The 21,985-nt window shown below is 69.4% G+C and carries 21 protein-coding genes and 1 riboswitch; of the genes, 4 read left to right on the top strand and 17 right to left on the bottom strand.

Annotation, left to right across the window (positions count from 1 at the left end; all coding sequences use genetic code 11):
• Positions 1 to 4 precede the first annotated feature (4 nt).
• From ehuC to ehuA, 3 genes are read left to right on the top strand one after another with little or no spacing between them, the layout of a single operon-like run.
• Entirely contained in the window at positions 5 to 733 is a 729-nt protein-coding gene (gene ehuC, locus GSI01S_RS02790; RefSeq protein ID WP_006894845.1) for an ectoine/hydroxyectoine ABC transporter permease subunit EhuC, read from the top strand.
• On the top strand, positions 730 to 1,371 hold the full coding sequence (gene ehuD, locus GSI01S_RS02785; protein ID WP_006894844.1) for an ectoine/hydroxyectoine ABC transporter permease subunit EhuD: 642 nt from the start codon (positions 730 to 732) through the stop codon (positions 1,369 to 1,371). The genes ehuC and ehuD overlap by 4 nt, the downstream gene beginning before the upstream one ends.
• Before the next feature lie 49 nt (positions 1,372 to 1,420).
• Positions 1,421 to 2,176, top strand: coding sequence for an ectoine/hydroxyectoine ABC transporter ATP-binding protein EhuA (ehuA, locus tag GSI01S_RS02780; protein ID WP_039866791.1), 756 nt, complete (start codon positions 1,421 to 1,423; stop codon positions 2,174 to 2,176).
• A 4-nt stretch (positions 2,177 to 2,180) separates the two neighbouring features.
• Here the strand turns inward: ehuA and ppc are convergent, their stop codons facing one another.
• From ppc to uvrC, 9 genes are all read right to left on the bottom strand, one after another.
• Positions 2,181 to 5,033 carry a phosphoenolpyruvate carboxylase gene (ppc, locus tag GSI01S_RS02775; protein WP_006894842.1) on the bottom strand — a complete coding sequence of 951 codons (2,853 nt, stop codon included), beginning with the start codon at positions 5,031 to 5,033 and terminating at the stop codon, positions 2,181 to 2,183.
• A 50-nt stretch (positions 5,034 to 5,083) separates the two neighbouring features.
• Positions 5,084 to 5,317, bottom strand: a complete 234-nt coding sequence (gene secG, locus GSI01S_RS02770) for a preprotein translocase subunit SecG (protein ID WP_006894841.1) — start codon at positions 5,315 to 5,317, stop codon at positions 5,084 to 5,086.
• A gap of 123 nt (positions 5,318 to 5,440) precedes the next feature.
• Positions 5,441 to 6,238, bottom strand: coding sequence for a triose-phosphate isomerase (gene tpiA / locus GSI01S_RS02765; RefSeq protein ID WP_006894840.1), 798 nt, complete (start codon positions 6,236 to 6,238; stop codon positions 5,441 to 5,443).
• A complete protein-coding gene (locus tag GSI01S_RS02760; RefSeq protein WP_006894839.1) occupies positions 6,235 to 7,452 on the bottom strand; it encodes a phosphoglycerate kinase in 1,218 nt (405 codons plus the stop codon). The genes tpiA and GSI01S_RS02760 overlap by 4 nt, the downstream gene beginning before the upstream one ends.
• A 5-nt stretch (positions 7,453 to 7,457) precedes the next feature.
• On the bottom strand, positions 7,458 to 8,477 hold the full coding sequence (gap, locus tag GSI01S_RS02755) for a type I glyceraldehyde-3-phosphate dehydrogenase (RefSeq protein ID WP_006894838.1): 1,020 nt from the start codon (positions 8,475 to 8,477) through the stop codon (positions 7,458 to 7,460).
• 141 nt (positions 8,478 to 8,618) lie between these two features.
• On the bottom strand, positions 8,619 to 9,602 hold the full coding sequence (whiA, locus tag GSI01S_RS02750) for a DNA-binding protein WhiA (RefSeq protein ID WP_039866771.1): 984 nt from the start codon (positions 9,600 to 9,602) through the stop codon (positions 8,619 to 8,621).
• 111 nt (positions 9,603 to 9,713) lie between these two features.
• Complete coding sequence (locus GSI01S_RS02745; protein ID WP_006894834.1) at positions 9,714 to 10,742, bottom strand: gluconeogenesis factor YvcK family protein; 1,029 nt, start codon at positions 10,740 to 10,742, stop codon at positions 9,714 to 9,716.
• Complete coding sequence (gene rapZ, locus GSI01S_RS02740; RefSeq protein ID WP_045540113.1) at positions 10,739 to 11,635, bottom strand: RNase adapter RapZ; 897 nt, start codon at positions 11,633 to 11,635, stop codon at positions 10,739 to 10,741. The genes GSI01S_RS02745 and rapZ overlap by 4 nt, the downstream gene beginning before the upstream one ends.
• On the bottom strand, positions 11,632 to 13,632 hold the full coding sequence (gene uvrC / locus GSI01S_RS02735) for an excinuclease ABC subunit UvrC (RefSeq protein ID WP_006894830.1): 2,001 nt from the start codon (positions 13,630 to 13,632) through the stop codon (positions 11,632 to 11,634). Before uvrC ends, rapZ begins: the two co-directional genes overlap by 4 nt.
• A gap of 108 nt (positions 13,633 to 13,740) precedes the next feature.
• Here uvrC and GSI01S_RS02730 point away from each other — a divergent pair, with 108 nt between their 5' ends.
• Positions 13,741 to 14,583: a hypothetical protein gene (locus tag GSI01S_RS02730; RefSeq protein WP_006894829.1), complete on the top strand. Its 843-nt coding sequence runs from the start codon at positions 13,741 to 13,743 to the stop codon at positions 14,581 to 14,583.
• Between the two features lie 42 nt (positions 14,584 to 14,625).
• Here the strand turns inward: GSI01S_RS02730 and GSI01S_RS02725 are convergent, their stop codons facing one another.
• The 8 genes from GSI01S_RS02725 to fmt all read right to left on the bottom strand — a co-directional run bounded on the left by GSI01S_RS02725 (position 14,626) and on the right by fmt (position 21,985).
• Complete coding sequence (locus GSI01S_RS02725; RefSeq protein WP_006894825.1) at positions 14,626 to 15,096, bottom strand: PH domain-containing protein; 471 nt, start codon at positions 15,094 to 15,096, stop codon at positions 14,626 to 14,628.
• Positions 15,093 to 15,563 carry a 6,7-dimethyl-8-ribityllumazine synthase gene (gene ribH / locus GSI01S_RS02720; RefSeq protein ID WP_006894824.1) on the bottom strand — a complete coding sequence of 157 codons (471 nt, stop codon included), beginning with the start codon at positions 15,561 to 15,563 and terminating at the stop codon, positions 15,093 to 15,095. Before ribH ends, GSI01S_RS02725 begins: the two co-directional genes overlap by 4 nt.
• Positions 15,560 to 16,897, bottom strand: coding sequence for a bifunctional 3,4-dihydroxy-2-butanone-4-phosphate synthase/GTP cyclohydrolase II (locus GSI01S_RS02715; RefSeq protein WP_006894823.1), 1,338 nt, complete (start codon positions 16,895 to 16,897; stop codon positions 15,560 to 15,562). Before GSI01S_RS02715 ends, ribH begins: the two co-directional genes overlap by 4 nt.
• Complete coding sequence (locus GSI01S_RS02710) at positions 16,890 to 17,537, bottom strand: riboflavin synthase (protein WP_006894822.1); 648 nt, start codon at positions 17,535 to 17,537, stop codon at positions 16,890 to 16,892. The genes GSI01S_RS02715 and GSI01S_RS02710 overlap by 8 nt, the downstream gene beginning before the upstream one ends.
• A 56-nt stretch (positions 17,538 to 17,593) precedes the next feature.
• Positions 17,594 to 17,743, bottom strand: a riboswitch (FMN riboswitch).
• A gap of 119 nt (positions 17,744 to 17,862) precedes the next feature.
• Positions 17,863 to 18,849 carry a bifunctional diaminohydroxyphosphoribosylaminopyrimidine deaminase/5-amino-6-(5-phosphoribosylamino)uracil reductase RibD gene (gene ribD, locus GSI01S_RS02705; RefSeq protein ID WP_039866787.1) on the bottom strand — a complete coding sequence of 329 codons (987 nt, stop codon included), beginning with the start codon at positions 18,847 to 18,849 and terminating at the stop codon, positions 17,863 to 17,865.
• Positions 18,850 to 18,883: 34 nt separating this feature from the next.
• Positions 18,884 to 19,588, bottom strand: coding sequence for a ribulose-phosphate 3-epimerase (gene rpe, locus GSI01S_RS02700; RefSeq protein WP_006894820.1), 705 nt, complete (start codon positions 19,586 to 19,588; stop codon positions 18,884 to 18,886).
• A gap of 46 nt (positions 19,589 to 19,634) precedes the next feature.
• A complete protein-coding gene (locus GSI01S_RS02695; protein WP_006894819.1) occupies positions 19,635 to 21,047 on the bottom strand; it encodes an RsmB/NOP family class I SAM-dependent RNA methyltransferase in 1,413 nt (470 codons plus the stop codon).
• Positions 21,044 to 21,985 carry a methionyl-tRNA formyltransferase gene (gene fmt, locus GSI01S_RS02690; protein WP_006894818.1) on the bottom strand — a complete coding sequence of 314 codons (942 nt, stop codon included), beginning with the start codon at positions 21,983 to 21,985 and terminating at the stop codon, positions 21,044 to 21,046. The genes GSI01S_RS02695 and fmt overlap by 4 nt, the downstream gene beginning before the upstream one ends.

Genomic DNA, 21,985 nt, shown 5'->3' with positions numbered 1-21,985 from the left:
CGAGATGAGCCACGATCTCGACGCGCTCGTCGACGCCCTGCCCGCCCTCGGGCGCGGCATCGTCGTCACGCTGGAACTGACGGCCGGCGGCGGTCTGCTCGCCTTCGCACTCGCACTCACCCTCGGCACGCTCGTACGGGTGAGGTCGCTTCCCATCCGGTTCGTGGCCCGCGTGCTCATCGAGTTCTTCCGCGGGACATCCCTCGTCGTGCAGCTGTTCTGGCTGTTCTACGTGCTCCCCCTGCTCGGCTATCAACTCGATCCGGTGTTCTGCGGCGTCCTCGCACTGGGACTCAACTACGGCGCCTACGGGGCCGAAGTGGTCCGCGGTGCCCTCAACGCGGTACCACCGGCCCAGGTGGAGGCCGCCGTCGCGTTGAACTTCACCGCCCGGCAGCGCCTCACCCGAGTGGTCTTCCCCCAGGCCTGGGCGATGATGATCCCGTCGCTGGGCAACCTGCTGATCCATCTGCTCAAAGGCACCGCGTTCGCGTCCTTCATCACCCTGCAGGACCTCACGGCCGGCATCGTCGACCTGCAGAAGACCACCGGCGACACGCTGTTCTCCTTCGGAGTCGGGCTGGTCATCTATCTCGTGCTCGCCTACGTGGTCACGTTGTTCATCAACCTGGCCGAGGCGCGGGCCAAGCACCGTCTCGGCCGCGGTCCCACGCTTCGGGAGATCCTCAGCCTCCGTCCGCAGTCCCAGGACGCTCCCGGGGGTGCGCTGTGATCGAGTGGAGTTGGCAACGCGCACAGGACGCGCTCCCGGTGCTGTGGGACGGATTCCAGATCACCCTGCTGGCCACGGTGATCGGCTTCTTCATCGCCGCTGCGCTGGGGCTCGTGATCGCCGTCATCAGACGGTCGGCGCCGCGTTGGCTGTCCGCGCCGGTGTACGCGGTGGCCGAGTTCATCCGTCTCACCCCGATCGTGGTGCAACTGCTCTTCGTATTCGCCCTGTTCCCGCAGTTCACGCCGCTGTCCATCGGTGTCACGGTCCTCGGAGTGCACTACTCGAGCTACATGGCGGAGGTGTACCGGGCCGGCATCGAGGAGGTTCCCATCGGACAGTGGGAGGCGGCACGTGCGCTGTCGCTGCCGGCCGGCCGGACCTGGCGAGCGGTGATCCTGCCCCAGGTACTGCGGAACTCGCTGCCCGCACTCGGCAACAACGCCGTGTCGATGTTCAAAGACACCCCCTACCTGTTCACGATCTCGGTGGTCGAACTGGTCACCGCCGCACAGACCTACGGCGCCGCCCACTTCGCCTACCTCGAGGCGTTCACCCTCGCCGGCGCCCTCTTCCTGGTGGCGAGCTACCCGACCTCGGTCCTGATCCGACGACTGGAGAAACGCCTTGCCCGCTGACGACCGGAACCCTCCGAACGCCCCCGACGCAGCCGAATCCGCGGATGCCATGATCCGCTTCGACGGCGTCGTGAAACGCTTCGGCGATCACCTGGTTCTCGACCATCTCGACTTCACCGTCGACCGCGGCGAGAAGGTCACCCTGATCGGCCCCAGCGGCTCGGGGAAGACGACGATTCTCCGGCTGCTCATGACCCTGGAGAAGGTCACCGACGGCGTCATCTGGGTGGGCGGCCGGCCGCTGAGCCATCAGCTGCGCGGGGACCGGCTGGTCCCCGCGAAGGAGAAGTACCTTCGCGAGGTCCGCAAGAACATCGGGATGGTCTTCCAGCAATTCAACCTCTTCCCCAACATGACGGTGCTGCAGAACATCACCGAGGCTCCGATCCACGTCCTCGGCCGGAGTCGAGACGAGGCGGTCGAGCATGCGCGGAGCCTGCTCGACACCGTCGGACTCAGCGACAAGGAGTCGGCGCATCCCACGCAGTTGTCGGGCGGTCAGCAGCAGCGCGTCGCCATCGCCCGCTGCCTCGCGATGAGTCCGTCGGTGATGCTGCTGGACGAGGTGACCTCCGCACTCGACCCCGAACTCGTCGACGGCGTCCTGTCGGTGCTGCGCGACATCGCGGTCACCACCGACATCACGATGCTGATCGTGACGCACGAGATGCGTTTCGCTCGCGAGGTCTCCGACCGCGTGATGATGTTCGACGACGGCAGAATCGCCGAGGAGGGTCCGCCCGAGCAGATCTTCGGCGACCCGCGGGAGGAACGCACACGAGAGTTCCTCAAGGCGATCCGCTGACGTCCTACCCGCTGTTGCGCAACGCCGTCGCCAGACCGTTCATCGTCAGCTGAATACCGCGGCGAATGAGCGGCGAGTCCTCGCCCGACCGGAACCGCTGCAGCAACTCCACCTGCAGCAGGTTGAGCGGCTCCAGATACGGGAACCGGTTGTAGACCGACCGTTTCAGCGCGTCGTTGTCGGCCAGCAGATCCGTGGTGCCGGTGATCGCGGTGTACATCTCGAGAGTCCGCTCGTGCTCTTCGACGATCATCGAGAAGACGCGGCGGCGCAGTTCCTCATCCGGCACGAGTTCGGCGTACCGGGACGCCAGACCCATGTCCGACTTCGCCAGCACCTGCGCCATATTCGACATCACCGAGCGGAAGAACGGCCAGTTCTCGTAGTACCGCCGCAAGTCGGCGATCCGCGCGTCGTCCCCGCCGGTCCACTGTGCGAACGCGCTGCCGACTCCGTACCAGCCCGGGAGCATGACGCGGCACTGCGTCCACGAGAGCACCCACGGGATGGCGCGGAGGTCGGAGATGGCGGTGGTCTGCTTGCGTGAGGTCGGCCGGCTGCCGATGTTCAGCGCCCCGATCTCCGACAGCGGCGTCGACGCGGTGAAGTACTCCACGAAGCCGGGAGTCTCGTGCACCAGCGCGCTGTACGCCCGCCGCGCGGACTCGGCGAGTTCGTCGAAGTCGGCGTACGCTCGCTCGGGATCGTCGAGGCCTTCCACGTCGAGTAGCGACGACTCGATGGTGGCGGCGAGCAACGACTCCAGATTCCGCCGCGCGCTGACGGGCTCGGCGTACTTCGCCGCGATGATCTCGCCCTGTTCCGTGAGGCGCAGCGAGCCGGTGACGGCACCGGGCGGCTGAGCCAGGATCGCGTCGTAACTGGGTCCGCCGCCACGTCCGACGGTCCCTCCGCGGCCGTGGAACAGCCGCAGCCGCACCTCCGCCGCGCGGGACGCGGACACCAGGTCGAGTTCGGCGCGATACAGCGCCCAGTTGGCCGCCAGGTAGCCGCCGTCCTTGTTGGAGTCCGAGTAGCCCAGCATCACCTCCTGGACGTCGCCCTGCGCGCGGACCAATGCCCGGTAGAAGCCCAGGTTCAGCGCCGCGGTCAGTGTGGCCGCGCCGCCGCGCAGATCCTCGATCGTCTCGAACAGCGGCACCACGCGCACCGAGCACGACGGCCCGGCGTCGCCCGGTCCGGCGGCATGATAGATCCCCGCCTCCTTCAACAGGATCAGCACCTCCAGCAGATCCGATACGGACGAGCACATGCTGATGACGTAGTTCGGGACGGCGCGGGGGCCGAACCGCTCGATCGCACCCGCCGCGGCGTGCACCACCCCCAGCTCCTTCATCGCGAGCTCGCTCAGTTCGGCGTCGGGAGTCGTGAGCGGGCGGCGCGAGGCCAGCTCCGCCGTCAGCAGGCCGATCCGGTCCGCCTCCGGCAGCGCCGGGTAGTCGGCGCACACCCCGGCCCACGACAGGAGTTCGGCTACCACCTGCTCATGTGTCTCGGAGTTCTGCCGCATGTCGAGTCCGGACAAGTGAAAACCGAAGGTGCGCACCGCTTCCCGGAGCGTCGCGAGGCGGTCGTCGGCGATCGAGTCGTCATGAGCGGCGCGCAGCGCCCGGTCGATCACGTCGAGGTCGGCGAGGAATTCGTCGGCGTCGCCGTAAGGTGCCGCCGCACGCGCGGTGTCCAGTTCCGCCGGGTCGACGGCATCCTCGCCGAGCGTGCGCAGCGCACGGGCGAGAACGCGCGAACGCACCGCTGAGACCGCCGAACGGAAGGGTTCGTCGTCGGTGTCCCCCGGTTCGTCGGGCGGGGCGAACCCGGAGCCGAGTGCCGACAGTGCGGGTGAGACCGGCGAGAACAGCCGTGCGGACAGGCTCAGCTCCTGATGCAGCGCAGCGAGCTCGTCCAGGTGATGGCGCATCGCGGTGCGTGCGGCACTCGTGGCCGCCTCATCGACCACCTCTGCCGAGACGAACGGATTGCCGTCACGGTCGCCGCCGATCCACGAACCCATGCTGATCATCGACAGGCCGTCGAGACCGGCGTCGGGATAGGCCTCGACCAGGGCCGCGCGGACGTCCTTGTTCAGGGCGGGCACCACGTCGAAGAAGGACGCCCCGTAGTAGCGGAGCCCGGTGGTGATCTCGTCGGAGATGGTCAGCCTGCGCAACCGGATCAGGGCGGTCTGCCACAGCACCAGGATCTGCCTGCGGATGTCCTCCGTCAACCGGGCGTCCTCCTCCGGAGTCAGCTCGGTCCGCGCCCGCACGCGCATCAGTTCGGTGATCCGGTTCTGCGCGTCGAAGACGCTGCGCCGCCGGGTCTCCGTCGGGTGCGCGGTGATCACCGGGACCACCTCCGCCGACCGCAGCGCGGCGGCGACGTCGGCGTCCGTGCGACCCGCGTCGGCGAGCTTGCCGAATGTGGCCGCCAACGACGACGGCGGAGCCGGGTCGCCCGCGCGCTGGTGGATACGCCGTCGGCGTTCGCGGTGAAGGTCCTCGGCGAGATTGGCGAGCAGGGCGAAATTGGTGAACGCCCGGATGACGGGCATCAGATCGGCGACCGCCCGTCCGTCGTACCGTCCGGCCAGCTGATCACGCGTCACCTCGGCGTAGCGGATGCCGAAGGCGTCGCGGCGGGAACTCTCGACGAGCTCGAAGGTCGCCTCTCCCGCGTGGGAGCGGATCACCTCGCCCAGCAGTCCACCGAGGAAGCGGATGTCCTCGCGCAGCGGTTCGGTGAGGGCGCGCCCGGTGTCGTCGACGCTGATGCGATCGACCATCGGAGTGGCGATGGCGCGGGCGAGGGTCTCGGGAGTCAGCGAATGGGAGGCCATGCGCACAAAACTACGCGCTGCGCAGCCTCACGGCTCACCGAGCGAGCGGACTACGAGAACTTGATGTCGAGGCCGACGCCGATGATCAGGATGACCCAGACGAGACCGACGAAGACGGTGAGCCGGTCGAGATTCTTCTCGACCACCGATGAGCCGGACAGACTGGACTGCACGCCGCCGCCGAACAGCGAGGACAGGCCACCACCCTTGGCGCGATGCAGCAGAACCAGAACGATCAGCAGCACGCTGGTGATGATCAAGCCGATGTCGAGCGCGATAGTCACGGGTCGGTGGTCCTGTTCGTCGAATCTTGCGAAAACGCCTGTGGCAGGTCGCGTCCTTCTCGGATGCAACCTGCCACAGTCTACGCGATGGTGGTCGTGACTAGTGAAACCACCTGCAGCGCGTCACAGCAATGGACCGCCCGCGGCGATGGCCGACAGCTGCGCGAACTCGTCGGCCTTGAGCGAGGCCCCGCCCACCAGAGCACCGTCGACGTCGGACTGCGCGACGATCTCTCCGACGTTCTTGGCGTTGACCGAACCGCCGTAGAGAACGCGGACCGAATCGGCGGTGGCCTGGTCGGCGATCTCGGCGAGCGCGCCGCGCACCGCACCGCAGACCTCCTGAGCGTCGGCCGCACTCGCGACCCGGCCGGTGCCGATGGCCCACACCGGCTCGTAGGCGACGACGACCTTCGCGATGTCGGCGGCCGACAGCCCGGCCAGCGACGCCTTGATCTGCGCCACGTTGTACGCGACGTGATCACCGGCCTCGCGAACCTCGAGTCCTTCGCCGATGCAGACGATCGGCGTGAGCCCGTGGCGCAGCGCGGCCTTGGTCTTGGCCAGCACCACCTCGTCGGTCTCCGAGTGCAGGGTGCGACGTTCCGAATGTCCGACGACGACGAACGTGCAGCCGAGCTTCGCCAGGAACGCGCCACTGATCTCACCGGTGTACGCACCCGAGTCGTGCTCGGACAGATCCTGCGCACCGTAGGTCAGCAGCAGCTTGTCGCCGTCGACGATGGTCTGCACGCTGCGGATGTCGGTGAACGGCGGGATCACCGTCACGTCGACCTTCTCGAAGTACTTCTCGGGAAGAGCGAAGGAGATCTTCTGGACGAGTGCGATGGCCTCGTAGTGGTTGAGGTTGCACTTCCAGTTTCCGGCGATGAGCGGCTTGCGCGCGCCCGCCCCGCTCACTGCTGCACTCCCAGCACGGCCAGGCCCGGCAGTTCCTTGCCCTCGAGGTACTCCAGGGAGGCGCCGCCGCCGGTCGAGATGTGCGAGAACGCCTCGTCCGGAATGCCGAGCGCGCGCACTGCCGCGGCGGAGTCGCCACCGCCGACGACGCTGTACGCGCCGTCGCGGGTGGCCTCGACGATCGCTTCGGCCACCCCGCGGGTGCCCTCGGCGAACTTCTCGAACTCGAACACGCCCGACGGGCCGTTCCAGAAGATCGTCTTGGCACCGCGCAGCACCGCGGCGAATCGCTCGACCGTCCCCGGACCGATGTCCAGGCCCATGCCCTGCTCGAAGCCGTCCGCCGTCATCGCGATGCTGGTGTCCGCGTCGGCGGCGAACTTGTCCGCGACGACGATGTCGTGCGGCAGGTGGATCACGTCGCCGTACTTCTCGAGCAGGTCCTTGCAGGTGTCGATCATGTCTTCCTGCATCAGCGAATCGCCGACCGGGCTGCCCTGCGCCTTGATGAACGTGAAGGCCATGCCGCCGCCGATCACCAGGGTGTCGACCTTGGGCGCGAGCGCCTCGATCACGCCCAGCTTGTCCGACACCTTCGAACCGCCGAGGACGACGGCGTAGGGACGCTCGACGTCGGAGGTGAGCTTGCGCAGCACCTCCACCTCGGTGGCCACGAGGTCGCCGGCGTACGCCGGGAGCAGCCGGGCGACGTCGTACACCGACGCCTGCTTGCGGTGGACCACGCCGAATCCGTCGGAGACGAACGCGCCGTCGTCGCCGACGAGCTCGACGAGCGCCTTCGCGAGCTTGTTGCGCTCGGCATCGTCCTTGCTGGTCTCGCGCGGATCGAAGCGGATGTTCTCCAGCAGGAGGACGTCACCGTCGGTGAGTCCTTCGGCGCGCGCGAGCGCATCCGAGCCCACCACGTCGCCGGCGAGCTGGACGTTGCGGCCCAGTTCCTCCGACAGCCGGGCGGCCACCGGCGCCAGCGACAGCGCGGGATCCGGCGCCCCCTTGGGGCGGCCCAGGTGCGCGGTCACGATGACCTTGGCACCCGCCTCGACGAGTTTGGCGATGGTCGGAGCCGACGCGACGATGCGCCCCGGATCGGTGATCGCGCCGCCGTCGAGCGGCACGTTCAGATCCGAGCGCACCAGCACGCCGCGGCCCTCGACTCCTTCGGCCAGCAGGTCTTCCAGAGTTCGGACTGCCATGGTGACTACAGCGACTTCCCGACGAGACCGATGAGGTCGACGAGGCGGTTGGAGTAGCCCCACTCGTTGTCGTACCAGGAGACGGTCTTGGCCTGGTTGCCGATGACCTTGGTCAGACCCGAGTCGAACAGCGACGAGTGCGGATCGGTGACGATGTCGCTCGAGACGATCGGCGCGTCGTAGTACTTGAGGATGCCCTTCAGCGGGCCCTCGGCGGCGGCCTTCATGGCGGCGTTGATGTCCTCGGCGCTGGCGGTCTTCTTCAGCTCCGCGGTGAGGTCGGTGACCGAGCCGGTCGGGATCGGCACGCGCAGCGCGTAACCGTCGAGCTTGCCCTGCAGTTCGGGCAGGACCAGGCCGATGGCCTTGGCCGCACCGGTGCCGGTCGGAACGATGTTGATCGCGGCGGCACGCGCACGGCGCAGATCCTTGTGCGGGCCGTCCTGCAGGTTCTGGTCCTGCGTGTAGGCGTGAATGGTGGTCATCAGACCCTGCTCGATGCCGAACTCGTCGTTCAGCACCTTGGCCATCGGGCCGAGGCAGTTGGTGGTGCACGAGGCGTTCGAGATGATGTTCTGGCTGCCGTCGTACTTGTCGTCGTTGACGCCCATCACGATGGTGATGTCCTCGTCCGAGGCCGGCGCGGAGATGATGACCTTCTTGGCGCCGGCGTCCAGGTGACCCTGGGCCTTCGCGCGCGCGGTGAAGATGCCCGTCGACTCGACGACGACGTCGACGCCCAGATCGCCCCACGGAAGGGCTGCGGGGCCCTCCTTGACCTCGAGGGCCTTGATCTTCATGTCGCCGACGACGATGGTGTCGTCGCCCTCCAGGCGGACGTCCTGGGGCAGACGGCCGAGGATGCTGTCGAACTTCAGCAGGTGAGCCAGTGTGGCGTTGTCCGTCAGGTCGTTGACGGCGACGATCTCGATGTCGGTGGTTCCGAGCGCCTTCTGCGCCTCGACGGCACGGAAGAAGTTGCGGCCGATGCGGCCGAAGCCGTTGACGCCTACCCGAACAGTCACAAGTTGCTCCTTAAGCGGTGGTGTTGAGCCGGCGGTTCGTTACCGGCCCGCTCCCACCAGCCTAATAGCCGCCGCTCGCGAGGTCACCGGAAGGTCACTTGTGAGCGATGGGGTGTTCGTCACCACGCCGGGCGGGCGCCCCTACGCCTCGTCGAGGAGTTCGGCGGTGACCGCCGACTCGGTGTCCGGGATGCCGTCGGTCCGGGCCCGCTTGTCGGCCATCGACAGCAGGCGACGGATGCGGCCGGCCACCGCGTCCTTGGTCATCGGCGGATCCGCCAGTTGTCCGAGTTCCTCCAGCGAGGCCTGACGGTGTTCCACGCGCAGCCGGCCGGCGGCGAGCAGATGGTCGGGCACGTCGTCGCCCAGGATCTCGAGCGCACGTTCCACGCGGGCGGCCGCGGCCACGGCGGCCCGCGCCGAGCGGCGCAGGTTCGCGTCGTCGAAGTTGGCCAGACGGTTCGCGGTGGCGCGCACCTCGCGCCGCATCCGGCGTTCCTCCCACACCAGGCGGGTGTCGTGCGCGCCCATCCGGGTGAGCAGCGCGCCGATCGCCTCGCCGTCACGGATGACGACCCGATCGCTGCCGCGGACCTCGCGGGCCTTGGCCGAGATGCCGAGCCGCCGCGCCGCGCCGACGAGCGCCAGAGCGGCCTCCGGGCCGGGGCAACTGACCTCCAGGGACGACGACCGGCCCGGCTCGGTCAACGAGCCGTGCGCCAGAAACGCTCCGCGCCAGGCGGCTTCGGCGTCGCCGACACTCCCGCCGACCACCTGCGCGGGCAGGCCGCGCACCGGCCGACCGCGCATGTCGAGCAGTCCGGTCTGGCGCGCCAGGGCCTCGCCGTCCTTCGTGACGCGCACGATGTAGCGCGCGCCCTTCCGCATTCCGCCCGAGCGGAGCACGTGGACGTCGGCGTTGTAGCCGAACAGACCGTGGATCTCGTGCCGCAGCCGCCGCGCCACGTTGCCGAGGTCCACCTCGGCCTCCACCACGACGCGGCCGCCCACGATGTGAATCCCCCCGGCGAATCGCAGCAGCGCCGACACCTCTGCCTTGCGGCAGCTGATCTGCGTCACCGACAACCGGCTCAGCTCGTCCTTGACCGCCCCAGTCATAGCCACGGTTCAAAGCCTCCTGTCCCCTGATATCCCCCGTTGCCCGACAGCCGCGCCGAGCGTCTCGAGTCCCGGAAGCATGCCAGATGTGCTGGTCCAACCTTACCGGCGATCATTTCAGTCGATCAGCCCGACCACCGTCGCGGCGGTTTTCGCCGGATCGTGCACGGCGGTTCCCGGAACCGCGAGATCCGCCACCCGCAGACGGGCCCCGAACCGGCCCGCCGCGCGTTCGAGATACTCGCGTTCGGCGCCCTCCGGCACCGACGCGGAATCGACGACGACGTCGTCCACCCGAAGGGTGGGAGCGTGCGCGTGCAGCACATGCAGGTGCCGCTCCACCGAGTATCCGGTGGTCTCCCCCGCCTCGGCTGCGAGATTGACGAACAGGATCTTGCGCGCCGACGTCTCGCTCAGCGCATCGAGCTGATCGGGCACCAGCACATGCGGAATCACGCTGGAGAACCACGATCCCGGACCGAGGGTCACCACGTCCGCCTCCCGGATCGCCGCCGCGGCCTGCGCACAACCGGCCGGAGCGTCGGGGATCAGCCGCACCCGCCGCGGCTTTCCCGGTGTGGTCGCGACCGCCACCTGGCCGCGGATCACGCGACTCACCCGGGGGTCCTTCTCCAGTCCGGACACGTCGGCCTCGATCACCAGGGGGACGTCGGCCATCGGCAGCACCCGGCCGTCGACGTCGAAGAGGTCGGTGAGGTCGTCCAACGCTTTCACCACGTCGCCGGTCACCTCGTTGAGCCCGCTGAGGAGCAGGTTGCCGATCGGGTGGCCGGCGAGCGCGCCATAGCCGCCGAAGCGGTGCTGCAGCACGCGCGCCCAGCGCTGGTGCCGGTCCGCGGAGGCCGGGTCCACGCGCCGTCGCGCCTCGAGCGCGGCCGGGGCCGCCATCAGCGCCGCCAGCGCCATGCGCAGATCGCCCGGCGGAATCAGGCCGAGTTCGGCGCGCAGGCGGCCCGACGATCCTCCGTCGTCGGCGACCGTCACGACGGCCGTGACGTCGGCGGTGAGGTAGCGCAGCGCGGTGAGCGTGTTGAACAGACCGTGGCCGCCGCCGAGCGCCACCACCTTGAGCCCCTCGATCAGGTCGGGTACGGCGATCTCGGGTGCGCCTTCGCCGGCGCTCATTCGTTGCCCAGGTCGCGGTGGGTCACTTCGACGTCGTAGAGCCGGTGGCCGTCGGCGTCGACCACCTCCGACAGTCGTCGCGCCAAATCCTCGGACATCGCGACGCTGCGGTGCTTCCCGCCCGTGCAGCCGATGCCGAGGGTCATGTATCCCTTGCCCTCGCGCAGGTAGCCGCGGCCGACGATGCCCACGATGTCGACGTACCGGTCGAGGAACTCCGCGGCGTCCTCCTGTCCCAGCACATAGTCGCGGACCTGCGGTTCGCGGCCGTTATGCTCGCGCAGTTCCGGGATCCAGAACGGGTTCGGCAGGAACCGCACGTCGGCGACGAGATCGCAGTCGATCGGCAGTCCGTACTTGAACCCGAACGACTGCACCGCGATGGCGAGCCGGCGGCCCGCGACGTTGGGGAAGACGTTCTCCACGATCGACCGCAGTCGGGTGGAACTCAGGTTGGAGGTGTCGATCACAGTGTCGGCTCCGGCCGCGAGCGGTGCCATGACCGCACGTTCGGCGGCGATCCCCTCTCCCAGCGTGCCGTTGCCCTGCAACGGGTGCCGCCTGCGGACCTGCTCGAACCGGCGGACCAGCACCTCGTCGGAGGCGTCGACGAAGATCATCGACGTGGTGGCGCCGCCGTCCTCCAGATCGCGGCGCAGCGCCGCCATCTCGGCCGCGAAGGAGGGATCGCCGCCCCGGACCACCATCGCGATCCGCTGCGCACCCACCTCGCTGCTCCGCACCATCTGCACGAGCTGCGAGATCAACGAGATCGGCACGTTGTCGCTGACATACCAGCCGTCGTCCTCGAGGACGTTGGCCACCGACGTGCGGCCGGCACCGGACATGCCGGTGACGAACAGCACCGTCGTACGGCTATCCGTTTCAGTCAACTCTGCGATTCCTCCATGTCGGGGACGGTCGTCTCAGGGCTTTCGCGGTCGGAGTCGTGGAGCGCGTCGTGGACGGCCTGCGCGGTGGCCGGGCCGATGCCCTTCACTTCGCCGATCTCCGCCACGGTCGCCTTCTTCAGATTGGCCACGGAACCGAAATGAGTCACCAGCGCCGTCCGCCGCCCCGCACCCAGGCCGGCGATCCCGTCGAGCGCCGAGGCGGTCATCCGTTTGCTGCGCTTGCTGCGGTGGAAGGTGATGGCGAACCGGTGCGCCTCGTCGCGCACGCGCTGCAACAGGAACAGGGCTTCGCTGTTGCGGGGCAGGATCACCGGCTCATCATCACCCGGAATCCACACCTCTTCCAGTCGTTTGGCCAGACCCACGACGGCCACGTCGGTGACGCCGAGCTCGTCGAGGACCGAGGCGGCGGCGTGCGCCTGGGGCGCGCCGCCGTCGACGACGAACAGATTCGGCGGATATGCGAATTTCTTCGGTCGGCGCGAAGTGGCCTCGTCGTCGGCCGCCGTCTGCCCCGATGCGCCCGCCTGATCCGAGGCGGACTCTTCCGGCGGCGGGGTGATGGCCCCGTCGCGGTGTCGGGCGAAGCGGCGCCGGGTGACCTCGGCGATCGACGCGACGTCGTCGGAGCGCCCGTCGCCGGCCGCCTCCTTGATCGAGTAATGCCGGTAGTCCGACTTCCGTGCCAGACCGTCCTCGAAGACGACGAGCGAGGCCACGACGTCCGTGCCCTGGACATGCGAGATGTCGATGCACTCGATCCGCAGCGGCGCCGTGTCGAGCCCCAGTGCCTCCTGCAGCTCGGTCAGCGCCGCCGACCGAGTGGTCAGATCCCCCGCACGCTGCAGCTTGTGCCGCGCGAGGGCCTCGGTGGCGTTGCGTTCCACCGTCGTCATCAGCGTGCGCTTGTCGCCGCGCTGCGGAACGCGCAGACTCACGTGCGCCCCGCGTCGTTCGGCGAGCCACTTCTCGACGTCCGCGGCGTCGTCGGGCAGTGCGGGAACCAGCACCTCGCGCGGGATGCCCGAACTCATGTCCGTCTCGGCGCCGTAGAACTGGGTCAGGAAGGTGCCGACCTGATCGGCGAGCGAGGCGTTCTCCTGGACCTCGACCACCCATCCGCGCTGACCGCGCACCCGTCCGTCCCGGACGTGGAAGACCTGCACGGACGACTCGAGTTCGTCGCCGACCAGAGCGATCACGTCGGCATCTGTCCCCGACCCCAGCACCACGGCCTGCTTCTCCATCGCGCGCCGCAGCGCGGAGACGTCGTCGCGCAGCCGGGCCGCCCGCTCGAAGTCGAGTTCCTCTGCCGCGCTGTTCATCTCGCGTTCGAGGTTCCGGATCAGACTGTCCGTGCGCCCGCCGAGGAAGTCGCAGAAGTCCTCGACGATCTCCCGGTGCTCGGCGGCCGACACACGGCCGACGCAGGGTGCCGAGCACTTGTCGATGTAGCCGAGCAGGCACGGCCGGCCCATCTGCTCGCTGCGGCGGAATACCCCTTTGGAGCACGTCCGGACGCCGAAGACGCGGGTCAGCAGGTCGACCGTCTCGCGAATGGCCCAGGCGTGCGAGTACGGGCCGAAGTACCGGACGCCGGGCCGGCGCGCCCCGCGGTAGACGAAGACGCGCGGATACTCCTCGTTGAGGGTGACCGCGAGCATCGGGTAGCTCTTGTCGTCGCGGTAGCGGACGTTGAACCGCGGGTCGAACTCCTTGATCCAGTTGTATTCGAGCTGCAGCGCCTCCACCTCGGTGGTGACGACGGTCCACTCCACTGAGGCGGCGGTGGTGACCATCTGCCGGGTGCGCGGATGCAGGCCGGTGATGTCGGCGAAGTACGACGTGAGCCGTTGCCGCAGATTCTTGGCCTTGCCGACATAGATGACCCGGCCGTGCTGATCGCGGAACTTGTAGACGCCGGGATCGGTCGGGATGGTGCCCGGCGCCGGTCGGTAAGTCGATGGATCAGCCACGCCCCCAGGTTAGTCGCCGCCGGTGACACGGGTTCGGCCCGGACGCGGTCACGACACCGCGCGGTGGTACCGCTGCGGCGAGACGCCCGCCGCGCCTAGCCTTGTCGCATGACCGGTCGGCACCGCAGACACCGGCGGCCGGCGGCGTTCGCGCTCGCCGGCGCGCTGATGAGCGCGGTGGCTCTCGGGGCCTGCGCCACCGACTCCGCCGACTCCTTCGCCGAGGACTACACCACCTATCTGCGCGGCCGGTCCGACGTGACCTCGTTTCGCGTGCACCCCAACAATGCGGTCCTGAGCCGCGGTTCGGTGGACACCGTCGTCTCACTGCGCGCCGGACTGCCGGACGAGGACGTCGCGCGCGCGGCGCGTGAGCTCGCCGCCCACCGCGGCGGCGCCGTCATCGACGAGCACCGCATCCGCGTCGAGTTCTCGGCACGCGACTCCTCCGGCGGACCCGTCGCGGCCGAGATCTACCTGGTACCCGGTTCCGACAACCCGCGCCTCGGCGATCCGGCGAGGTATCTGGACTGGGTCCGGCGGACCCGGCAGTTCACCGCGTCGAACCCCGGGGTCACTGCGGTGCGCGCCTGGCGCACGGCGATCGCCGCCGAGTCGTCGCGGGACGCGTACCCGCTGGCGGAGAGCCTCGACCGGTTCATCGCCGACGATTCCGGGGGCATTCGCGAACTCTCGGTGACCGGTTCGGACTGCGTGTTGCAGTGGGACGCCGGAGACACGCCGGCCGATCTCGGGCGGTACCGGGACCTGCTCGCACTGCTGCCGGCCGGCACCTCCCCCGTGCACTGCCGGGCCACCTCGCAGCGGCCCGAACCCGCGGCGGCGGTCTATCTCACGGTGTCCCGGACCACGCCGGACACGGTCGTGGAATCGATACGGGCGCGAGCCGCCGAGATCGGTCTGCCCGCGCAGATCGCGGTCGCCGCATGAGGCGACGACGATGTCGGACGGCCGCGCGCTCCGGCTTCCGGCTCACTCGGCGTTCTGTGCCACCCCGTATCGAGTCTGGAACTCGCGATAGCGCTCCATCGCGTCCACCGCGAGGTCGCCGTCGCGCGCCTGCACGGCCATCACCGGGATGTGCTCGTCGCCGGGGAACAGCAACCGCGCACAGAACCCCTTCTCCGGGTACTCCAGGCCGAGCACCTGATCCCACGGGAATACCCGCTCGGAGACGAGGTTGAGAACTCCGACGCCCTCGGGCCCGAGCCGCAGCCGCGCGCGGGTCAGGAAGAGGATCGCGCCGCTGATCACGACGCCGACGCCGATCAACGCCACCTTGTCCGACCATCCGACGTTGACGCCCGTGTATGAGATGTCCAGGAGCAGCCCGAAGGTCAGGTGGATGATCATCACCACCGCGACCGCCACCCACGCGGCGATCCGCATCCACCGCGGCCGGTAGACGTACTCCCACGTGTCGTCGGTCGCGGCGTCGGTCATTCCAGTCCCCGGAGGATGAGCGCGGAGGCCAGGGCCGCGGTCATCGCCTGCGCGCCCTTGTCCTCGGCCGAATCCGGCAGGCCCGCGCGATTGAGGGCCTGCGCCTCGTTCAAAGTGGTCAGGACACCGTTGCCCACCGGTGTCGACTCGTCGAGCGAGACACGCGTGAGGCCCGCGGTGACCGCGTCGCAGACGTACTCGAAGTGCGGGGTCTCGCCCTTGATGACGACGCCGAGCGCGACGACCGCGTCGTGGGTGCGCGCGAGCGCCTGAACGATCACCGGCAGCTCGATGGCACCGGCGACCTGCACCACCGTCGGCTCGGTGACGCCGTTGGCCGCCGCGGCGCGCAGTGCGCCTTCCAGCAGCGCGGTGCAGATCGTCTCATGCCACTGCGAGGCGACGATCGCGACCTTCAGTCCGCTCGCGTCCGCGAGATCGAGGGTGGGTTCACCGACGCCGCTCATGCACCTTCTCCAGTTCCCTCTGCCGCCTCGGGCAGGATGTCGTCCAGACCGTCGAGCACATGGCCCATGCGGTCGCGCTTGGTACGCAGGTAGCGCAGGTTCTCGGCGTTCGCGCGCACCGGCATCGGCACGCGGTCCACGATCTCCAGCCCGTACCCGTCGAGGCCGACGCGCTTGGCCGGGTTGTTGGTCAGCAGGCGCATCGATCGCACGCCCAGGTCTACCAGAATCTGCGCGCCGAGACCGTAGTCGCGGGCGTCGGCGGGCAGACCGAGTTCCAGATTCGCATCGACGGTGTCGGCACCGCTGTCCTGCAGCTGGTACGCCTGCAGCTTGTGCATCAGACCGATGCCGCGGCCCTCGTGCCCGCGCATGTACAGCACCACGCCGCGGCCCTCGCGGCCCACCATCTCCATGGCCGCCTGCAGCTGCGGCCCGCAGTCGCACCGCAGTGAGCCGAAGACGTCGCCGGTGAGGCACTCGGAGTGCACGCGCACCAGGACGTCCTCGCCGTTCTCGGCGATGTCGCCCATCACCAGCGCGATGTGCTCGGCGTCGTCGTAGGGGCTCTGGTACCCGACGGCGCGGAAGGTCCCGTACTCGGTGGGAATGCGCGCGTCGGCGACCTTCTCGACGTGCTTCTCGTGATGCCTGCGCCACGAGATCAGGTCGGCGATCGAGATCAGGGCCAGTTCGTGCTCATCGGCGAAGACCCGGAGCTCGTCGGTGCGGGCCATGTGTCCCGGATCCTTCTGGCTGACGATCTCGCAGATCACGCCCGCGGGCGCCAGACCCGCGGCGGTGGCCAGATCGACGGCCGCCTCGGTGTGGCCCGGGCGGCGGAGCACGCCGCCCTCTTTGGCGCGCAACGGCACCACGTGCCCGGGACGGGTGAAGTCGTGGGCGTCCGACGTCGGGTCGGCCAGCTTGCGCATGGTGGTCGCCCGGTCGGCCGCGCTGATGCCGGTCCCGATGCCTTCGCGGGCGTCGACGGTGACGGTGTACGCGGTGCCGTGCTTGTCCTGGTTCACCGAGTACATCGGCGGCAGCCCGAGCCGGTCGCAGTCGTCGCCCGCGAGGGGCACGCACAGGTAGCCCGACGTATAACGCACCATGAACGCCACCAGCTCCGGAGTCGCCTTCTCGGCGGCGAAGATGAGGTCGCCCTCGTTCTCGCGGTCCTCGTCGTCCACGACCACGACGGCCTTGCCCGCGGCGATGTCGGCGATGGCGCGCTCCACGCTGTCGAGGACCACGCGTCCCGTCTCACCGCCGACTGTCGACCCGCTGCCCTCGGCGCTCTCGCGCACCCCGCCGGTCCCGATCTCACTCATTCGGCTCACTGCCTTCCACACCACTGGTCGCGAGCCGGCCGGCGCCGGTGAGACGCTCGACGTACTTCGCGATGACATCGACTTCCAAGTTCACGCGCACCCCGGCTCGGGCGCCGGAGAGGTTCGTCTCACTCAGAGTCGTCGGAATCAACGACACCTCGAACCAGTCCCCGTATTCCCGGTCGACACCGACGGACGAGACCGTCAACGAGATGCCGTCGACGGTGATCGACCCCTTCTCGACGATGTAGCGTGCGAGCTGCTCGGGAATGCCGATCCGTACCACGGTCCAGTTCTCGCTCGGCGACACCGAGACGATGACGCCGACCCCGTCGACGTGTCCCTGAACGATGTGCCCGCCGAAACGGCCGCCCGCGGCCATCGCGCGTTCGAGGTTGACGCTCGCGCCCGGACCCAGGCGGTCGAGTGAACTGCGCCGCAGCGTCTCGGCCATCACGTCGACGGTGAACTCGTCGTCGGTCAGCTCGGTGACTGTGAGACAGACGCCGTTGACGGCGATCGAATCTCCGAATGAGGCATCGCTGGTGACCAGCGGCCCACGAATACGAAAACGCGCGGCCTCAGTGAGGTCGTCGCGAGCGGTGATTTCGCCGCGTTCCTCCACGATTCCCGTGAACACCGTCTCTCCTTTGCCAGGTGTGCTCGGGAGAGACAGATCGCGGCACGGCGCCGCACTGCCATTCTCTCGTATCCGGACTCTGACCGTCGGCCCCGGAATCGCACCGGAGTCTGCTCGTCCCCTCGCTGTCGCGAGGGCGCTCGCGGGCTCATCCCTTGGAGGGCATCACCGCCGGTGGGGAATTTCACCCCGCCCCGAGAACTCAATATTGAAATTAGCACGCAGCCGGGCCCAGCCGCGTACCCGCTCTCCCGTACACCGGGTCCGGGCACGTCAGAGGGCCTCGCACCGTTAAGCGCGCAGTGCGCGAAACGCCGGCCTGTGCTCAGTCGCGGCGCTCGAGGGTGACCAGCAGGTCGTCGCCGAGTCCACGCGTGCCGGTCCGGATGAAGCGGTGCGCATCCGCGAGTGTTCCGACCGTGCCGTCGTCCACCGCTGCGCGGCCCGCTCCCAGCACAGTGGGTGTCAGGTAGCAGTGCAGTTCGTCGACGAGACCTGCTGCGAGGAACGCTCCGATGATCGCCGGGCCCCCCTCCACCAGGACGTGCAGTGCGTCCGGCAGCGCGGCCACCACCTCGCGCGGGTCACGGCTCGCGACGTGCAGCAGCGGGGACGGTCCACTGCGCACCCGTGCCGTCGGGGGCACGTCGCGCAGCCCGAGGACGACGCGGGTGGGCTGGTGGCTGTACAGCGTCCCGTCCGGCCGCCGGGCGGTGAGCGCCGGGTCGTCGGCGATCACCGTTCCGGTCCCGACCACGATGGCGTCGATCCGCGCGCGCTGCGCATGCGCATGCTCGCGTGCGGCGGCGCCGGTGATCCACTGGCTGGTGCCGTCGGGTGCCGCGACGCGGCCGTCGAGAGTCGCCGCGATCTTCGCCGTGACGAACGGACGCCCCCGCTCACGCTGGAAGAGCCACTGCCGCAGCGGACCTCGGCGAGCCTCGTGCTCGAGCACCGACTCATGGACGTCGACGCCCGCGGCCCGGAGCGTGGCGGCGCCGCCCGCCGCCGCCGGATTGGGATCGCCGACGGCGAAGTGCACCGCCGAGACGCCGGCGGCGAGCAGCGCCTGCGAGCACGGGCCGGTGCGACCGGTGTGATCGCAGGGTTCGAGGGTCACGACGGCCGTGCCGCCCCGCGCCCGGTCCCCCGCCTCGCGCAGGGCCATCACTTCGGCGTGCGGTCCGCCCGGCGGCTGGGTCCGGCCCACTCCCGCCACCTCGCCGAGCTCGTCGAGGATCACCGCGCCGACGGGCGGATTCGGTGAGCTGAGTCCCTGCGAGTCCGCAGACTCGGCGATCGCACGCCGCATCGCGGCGGCGACGGTGGCCGCATCGACCACCGCGCTACCGACCGTCGCGGACGAGGGTGGCTTTGCGGCGCAACTGCGCCACGCGGGCGGCGGGATCGTCGCCGCCGTACACGGCCGACCCCGCGACGAAGCAGTCCACCCCGGCCTCGGCGGCCTGCTCGATGGTGGAATCGCTGATCCCGCCGTCGATCTCGATCAGCAGGCGCAGGTCGCCGCTGTCGACCCGGCTCCGGATGGTGCGGACTTTGTCGAGCACCTCGGGCATGAACTTCTGCCCACCGAAGCCCGGCTCCACGCTCATCACCAACAGCGTGTCGAAGTCCCGCAGGATCTCCAGGTACGGCTCCAGCGGCGTGCCGGGCTTGATGGCCAGGCCGGCCTTGCCTCCGGCCGCGCGGATGTCGCGGGCCACGGCCGACGGATCGTCGGCGGCCTCGGCGTGGAAGGTCACGTTGTAGGCGCCGGCCTCCGCGTACGGCGGCGCCCAGCGGCCCGGGTCCTCGATCATCAGGTGGCAGTCGAGCGGAATGTCGGTGGCCTTGAGCAGGCTCTCGACCACCGGCAGGCCGAGCGTCAGATTCGGCACGAAATGGTTGTCCATCACGTCGACGTGAACCCAGTCGACGCCGGGATCGACGTCGGACGGGCCGACCGCCGCGATCTCCGCGGCGAGATTGGCGAAGTCGGCGGACAGGATGGACGGGGCGATCATCGGTGCCGGGCGGCCGGGGTTGCACATGGCGCTGATTCTACGAGAACGCGGCCGGCGCTCTCGCGGCAGCGCGTCAGTCCTTCCGCAGTGCGGCCAGGAACATGGCGTCGGTGTCGTGGCGGTGCGGCCAGAGCTGAACGTACGGCCCGTCTCCCAGCGACTCCGGATCGAAGACATCGCCCGCGACCAGCGGGCGAGCGTCGAGGCGGCTCACCCCGGCCACCTCCGTGAGCACCGTGTCGACCACCTCGACGGTCTCGGCCGGATGCGGCGAGCACGTCGAGTACACGACCACACCGCCCGGCTTCACCAGATGCAGGGCTTCGGCGAGCAGCTCCCTCTGCAGGGTCACCAGCTCCGGGAGGTCTTCGGGCCGCCGACGCCAGCGGGCCTCCGGGCGCCGTCGCAGCGACCCCAGTCCCGAACAGGGGGCGTCCACCAGAATCCGGTCGAAGCCCGGCTCCAGTCCCGATGACCGGCCGTCGGCGACGTGAACGGTCACCGGCAGCGAGTCGACCACCTTCTCGATCAGCTCGGCACGATGCGCAGAGATCTCGACGGCGTCCAGATGAGCGCCCGACACCTCGGCGAGCGACCCCAGCAGCGCGGCCTTGCCGCCCGGACCGGCGCAGAGGTCGAGCCACCGGCCGCCGTCGTCGCCGACGTCGGCACGTGCCAGCGCGACCGCGACCAGCTGGCTCCCCTCGTCCTGGACTCCGGCGAAGCCCTCCCGCACCGCGTCGAGCTCGCCCGGATCACCGCCCTCGGGCAGGTACACGCAGTACGGCGAATAGCGTCCCTCGTCGCCGCCGCTGATCAACGCGAGTTCCTCGGCGGTGATCTGTCCCGGCCGTGCGACGAGATGCACGATCGGCCGCTCGTCGTCGGCGGCGAGCGCCGCCTGCAGCTCACCCGTCGACCCGCCGAGCGCCCGGTGGAAGACCTCGCCGATCCACCGCGGATGCGCATACGTGAACGACAGGTTGCCGATGCGATCGTCCATCATCGACGGCGCGAGTTCCTCGATCCAGAGCTGCTCGTCGCGCTGACTCACCTTGCGCAGGACCGCGTTGACGAATCCGGACGGTCCCATCCCGTTCTCGCTGCGCGCGATGTCGACGGAGGTCGACACCGCCGCGTGCGACCCGATCCGCGTCCGCAACAGCTGATAGGTCCCCAGCCGCAGTACGTCGAGCAGGCTTCCGTCGATCTCGTCGACGGGGCGGCCCGCCGCGGCGGCGATCACGGCGTCGAGCAGGCCGAGAGACCGAGCCGAACCATAGGTCAGCTCCGTGGCCAGCGCGGCGTCCCGGCCGGTGATCCTCCGCTCGCGAAGCAGTCTGGGCAGCAGTAGATTCGCGTACGCGTCGCGTTCGCGCACCGCCCGCAGCACATCGCGCGCCACGATGCGTGCCGGGTCGAGATCCTTCTCGCGGTACTTGCGCTCCGGGCGCCGATCGCCGCTCCGATGCTCCGCAGGGCTCATCCGAAGTGCTCCGTTCCGTCGAGCCGGCTGCCACGTGCCCAGTCGGCGGCGTTCATCGATTTCTTTCCCGGCGCCTGCACCGTCGTCAGCCGCACCGCACCGGACGCCGTGCCGACAAAGACCGCCTTCTTGGTGACCGCGAGCGCTCCGCACTCCATAGCTCCCGGGACATCGGCGTCGCCGTCGACCGGGATCACCGGGCCGAGTTTGATACGTGCGTCGCCGAGCATCGTCCACGCGCCCGGTGCCGGGGTGTGGGCGCGCACCGTGCGCCCGATGATGTGCGACGGCAGGTCCCAGCGCACGCGCGCATCGTCGGTCGTGATCTTCCCGGCGTGCGAGACGCCTTCGGCGTCCTGGGGCACCGGAGCCAGTTCGCCCGCCGCGATCCCGTCCACGACGGCGCGGAGCAGGCCCGAGCCCGACACCGAGAGCCGCTCGAGGAGATCGCCCGCGGTGTCGGTGTCGCGGATCCGCTCGGTGAGCGTGCCGTAGACGGGTCCGGTGTCGAGTCCGGCTTCGAGAGCGAAGACGCTCGCCCCGGTGAACTCGTCGCCCGCGGCGATGGCCGCCTGCACCGGAGCGGCTCCCCGCCACGCGGGCAGTACCGAGAAGTGCAGGTTCACCCAGCCGCGAGGCAGCATGTCCAGCACGCTCTGCGGGATCAGTCCGCCGTATGCGACGACGACCCCGAGGTCGGCGTTCCACCGGACCAGCGCCTGGGACACCTCCGGATCGGACATCCGGCGGGGCGTCAGGACCTCGATCCCGTGGCTGTCGGCGAGCGTCCCGACCTCCGACCGGATCATCCGGCGTCCGCGGCCGGCCGTGGTGTCCGGTCTGGTGATGACGCCGACCACCTCGTGGTCGGGCGAATCGAGCAGTTCCTGCAGGGTCGGCACCGCCACCTCGGGCGTGCCGGCGAACACCAGCCTCAT

The organism is Gordonia sihwensis NBRC 108236 (genome assembly GCF_000333035.1).
GTDB lineage: Bacteria > Actinomycetota > Actinomycetes > Mycobacteriales > Mycobacteriaceae > Gordonia > Gordonia sihwensis.
Note: the sequence above shows the minus strand (reverse complement) of the source record. Positions and strands in the feature narration are given on the sequence as shown.

What these genes read in the sequence shown, in the direction of transcription:
- ehuC (WP_006894845.1), top strand. Translation starts at nt 5, where the DNA reads ATGAGCCACGATCTCGACGCGCTCGTCGACGCCCTGCCCGCCCTCGGG.
- ehuA (WP_039866791.1), top strand. Translation starts at nt 1,421, where the DNA reads ATGATCCGCTTCGACGGCGTCGTGAAACGCTTCGGCGATCACCTGGTT.
- ppc (WP_006894842.1), bottom strand. Translation starts at nt 5,033, where the DNA reads ATGGCCTCCCATTCGCTGACTCCCGAGACCCTCGCCCGCGCCATCGCC.
- GSI01S_RS02760 (WP_006894839.1), bottom strand. Translation starts at nt 7,452, where the DNA reads ATGGCAGTCCGAACTCTGGAAGACCTGCTGGCCGAAGGAGTCGAGGGC.
- GSI01S_RS02745 (WP_006894834.1), bottom strand. Translation starts at nt 10,742, where the DNA reads ATGAGCGCCGGCGAAGGCGCACCCGAGATCGCCGTACCCGACCTGATC.
- GSI01S_RS02730 (WP_006894829.1), top strand. Translation starts at nt 13,741, where the DNA reads ATGACCGGTCGGCACCGCAGACACCGGCGGCCGGCGGCGTTCGCGCTC.
- GSI01S_RS02725 (WP_006894825.1), bottom strand. Translation starts at nt 15,096, where the DNA reads ATGACCGACGCCGCGACCGACGACACGTGGGAGTACGTCTACCGGCCG.
- ribH (WP_006894824.1), bottom strand. Translation starts at nt 15,563, where the DNA reads ATGAGCGGCGTCGGTGAACCCACCCTCGATCTCGCGGACGCGAGCGGA.
- GSI01S_RS02715 (WP_006894823.1), bottom strand. Translation starts at nt 16,897, where the DNA reads ATGAGTGAGATCGGGACCGGCGGGGTGCGCGAGAGCGCCGAGGGCAGC.
- ribD (WP_039866787.1), bottom strand. Translation starts at nt 18,849, where the DNA reads ATGCGGCGTGCGATCGCCGAGTCTGCGGACTCGCAGGGACTCAGCTCA.
- rpe (WP_006894820.1), bottom strand. Translation starts at nt 19,588, where the DNA reads ATGTGCAACCCCGGCCGCCCGGCACCGATGATCGCCCCGTCCATCCTG.
- GSI01S_RS02695 (WP_006894819.1), bottom strand. Translation starts at nt 21,047, where the DNA reads ATGAGCCCTGCGGAGCATCGGAGCGGCGATCGGCGCCCGGAGCGCAAG.
- fmt (WP_006894818.1), bottom strand. Translation starts at nt 21,985, where the DNA reads ATGAGGCTGGTGTTCGCCGGCACGCCCGAGGTGGCGGTGCCGACCCTG.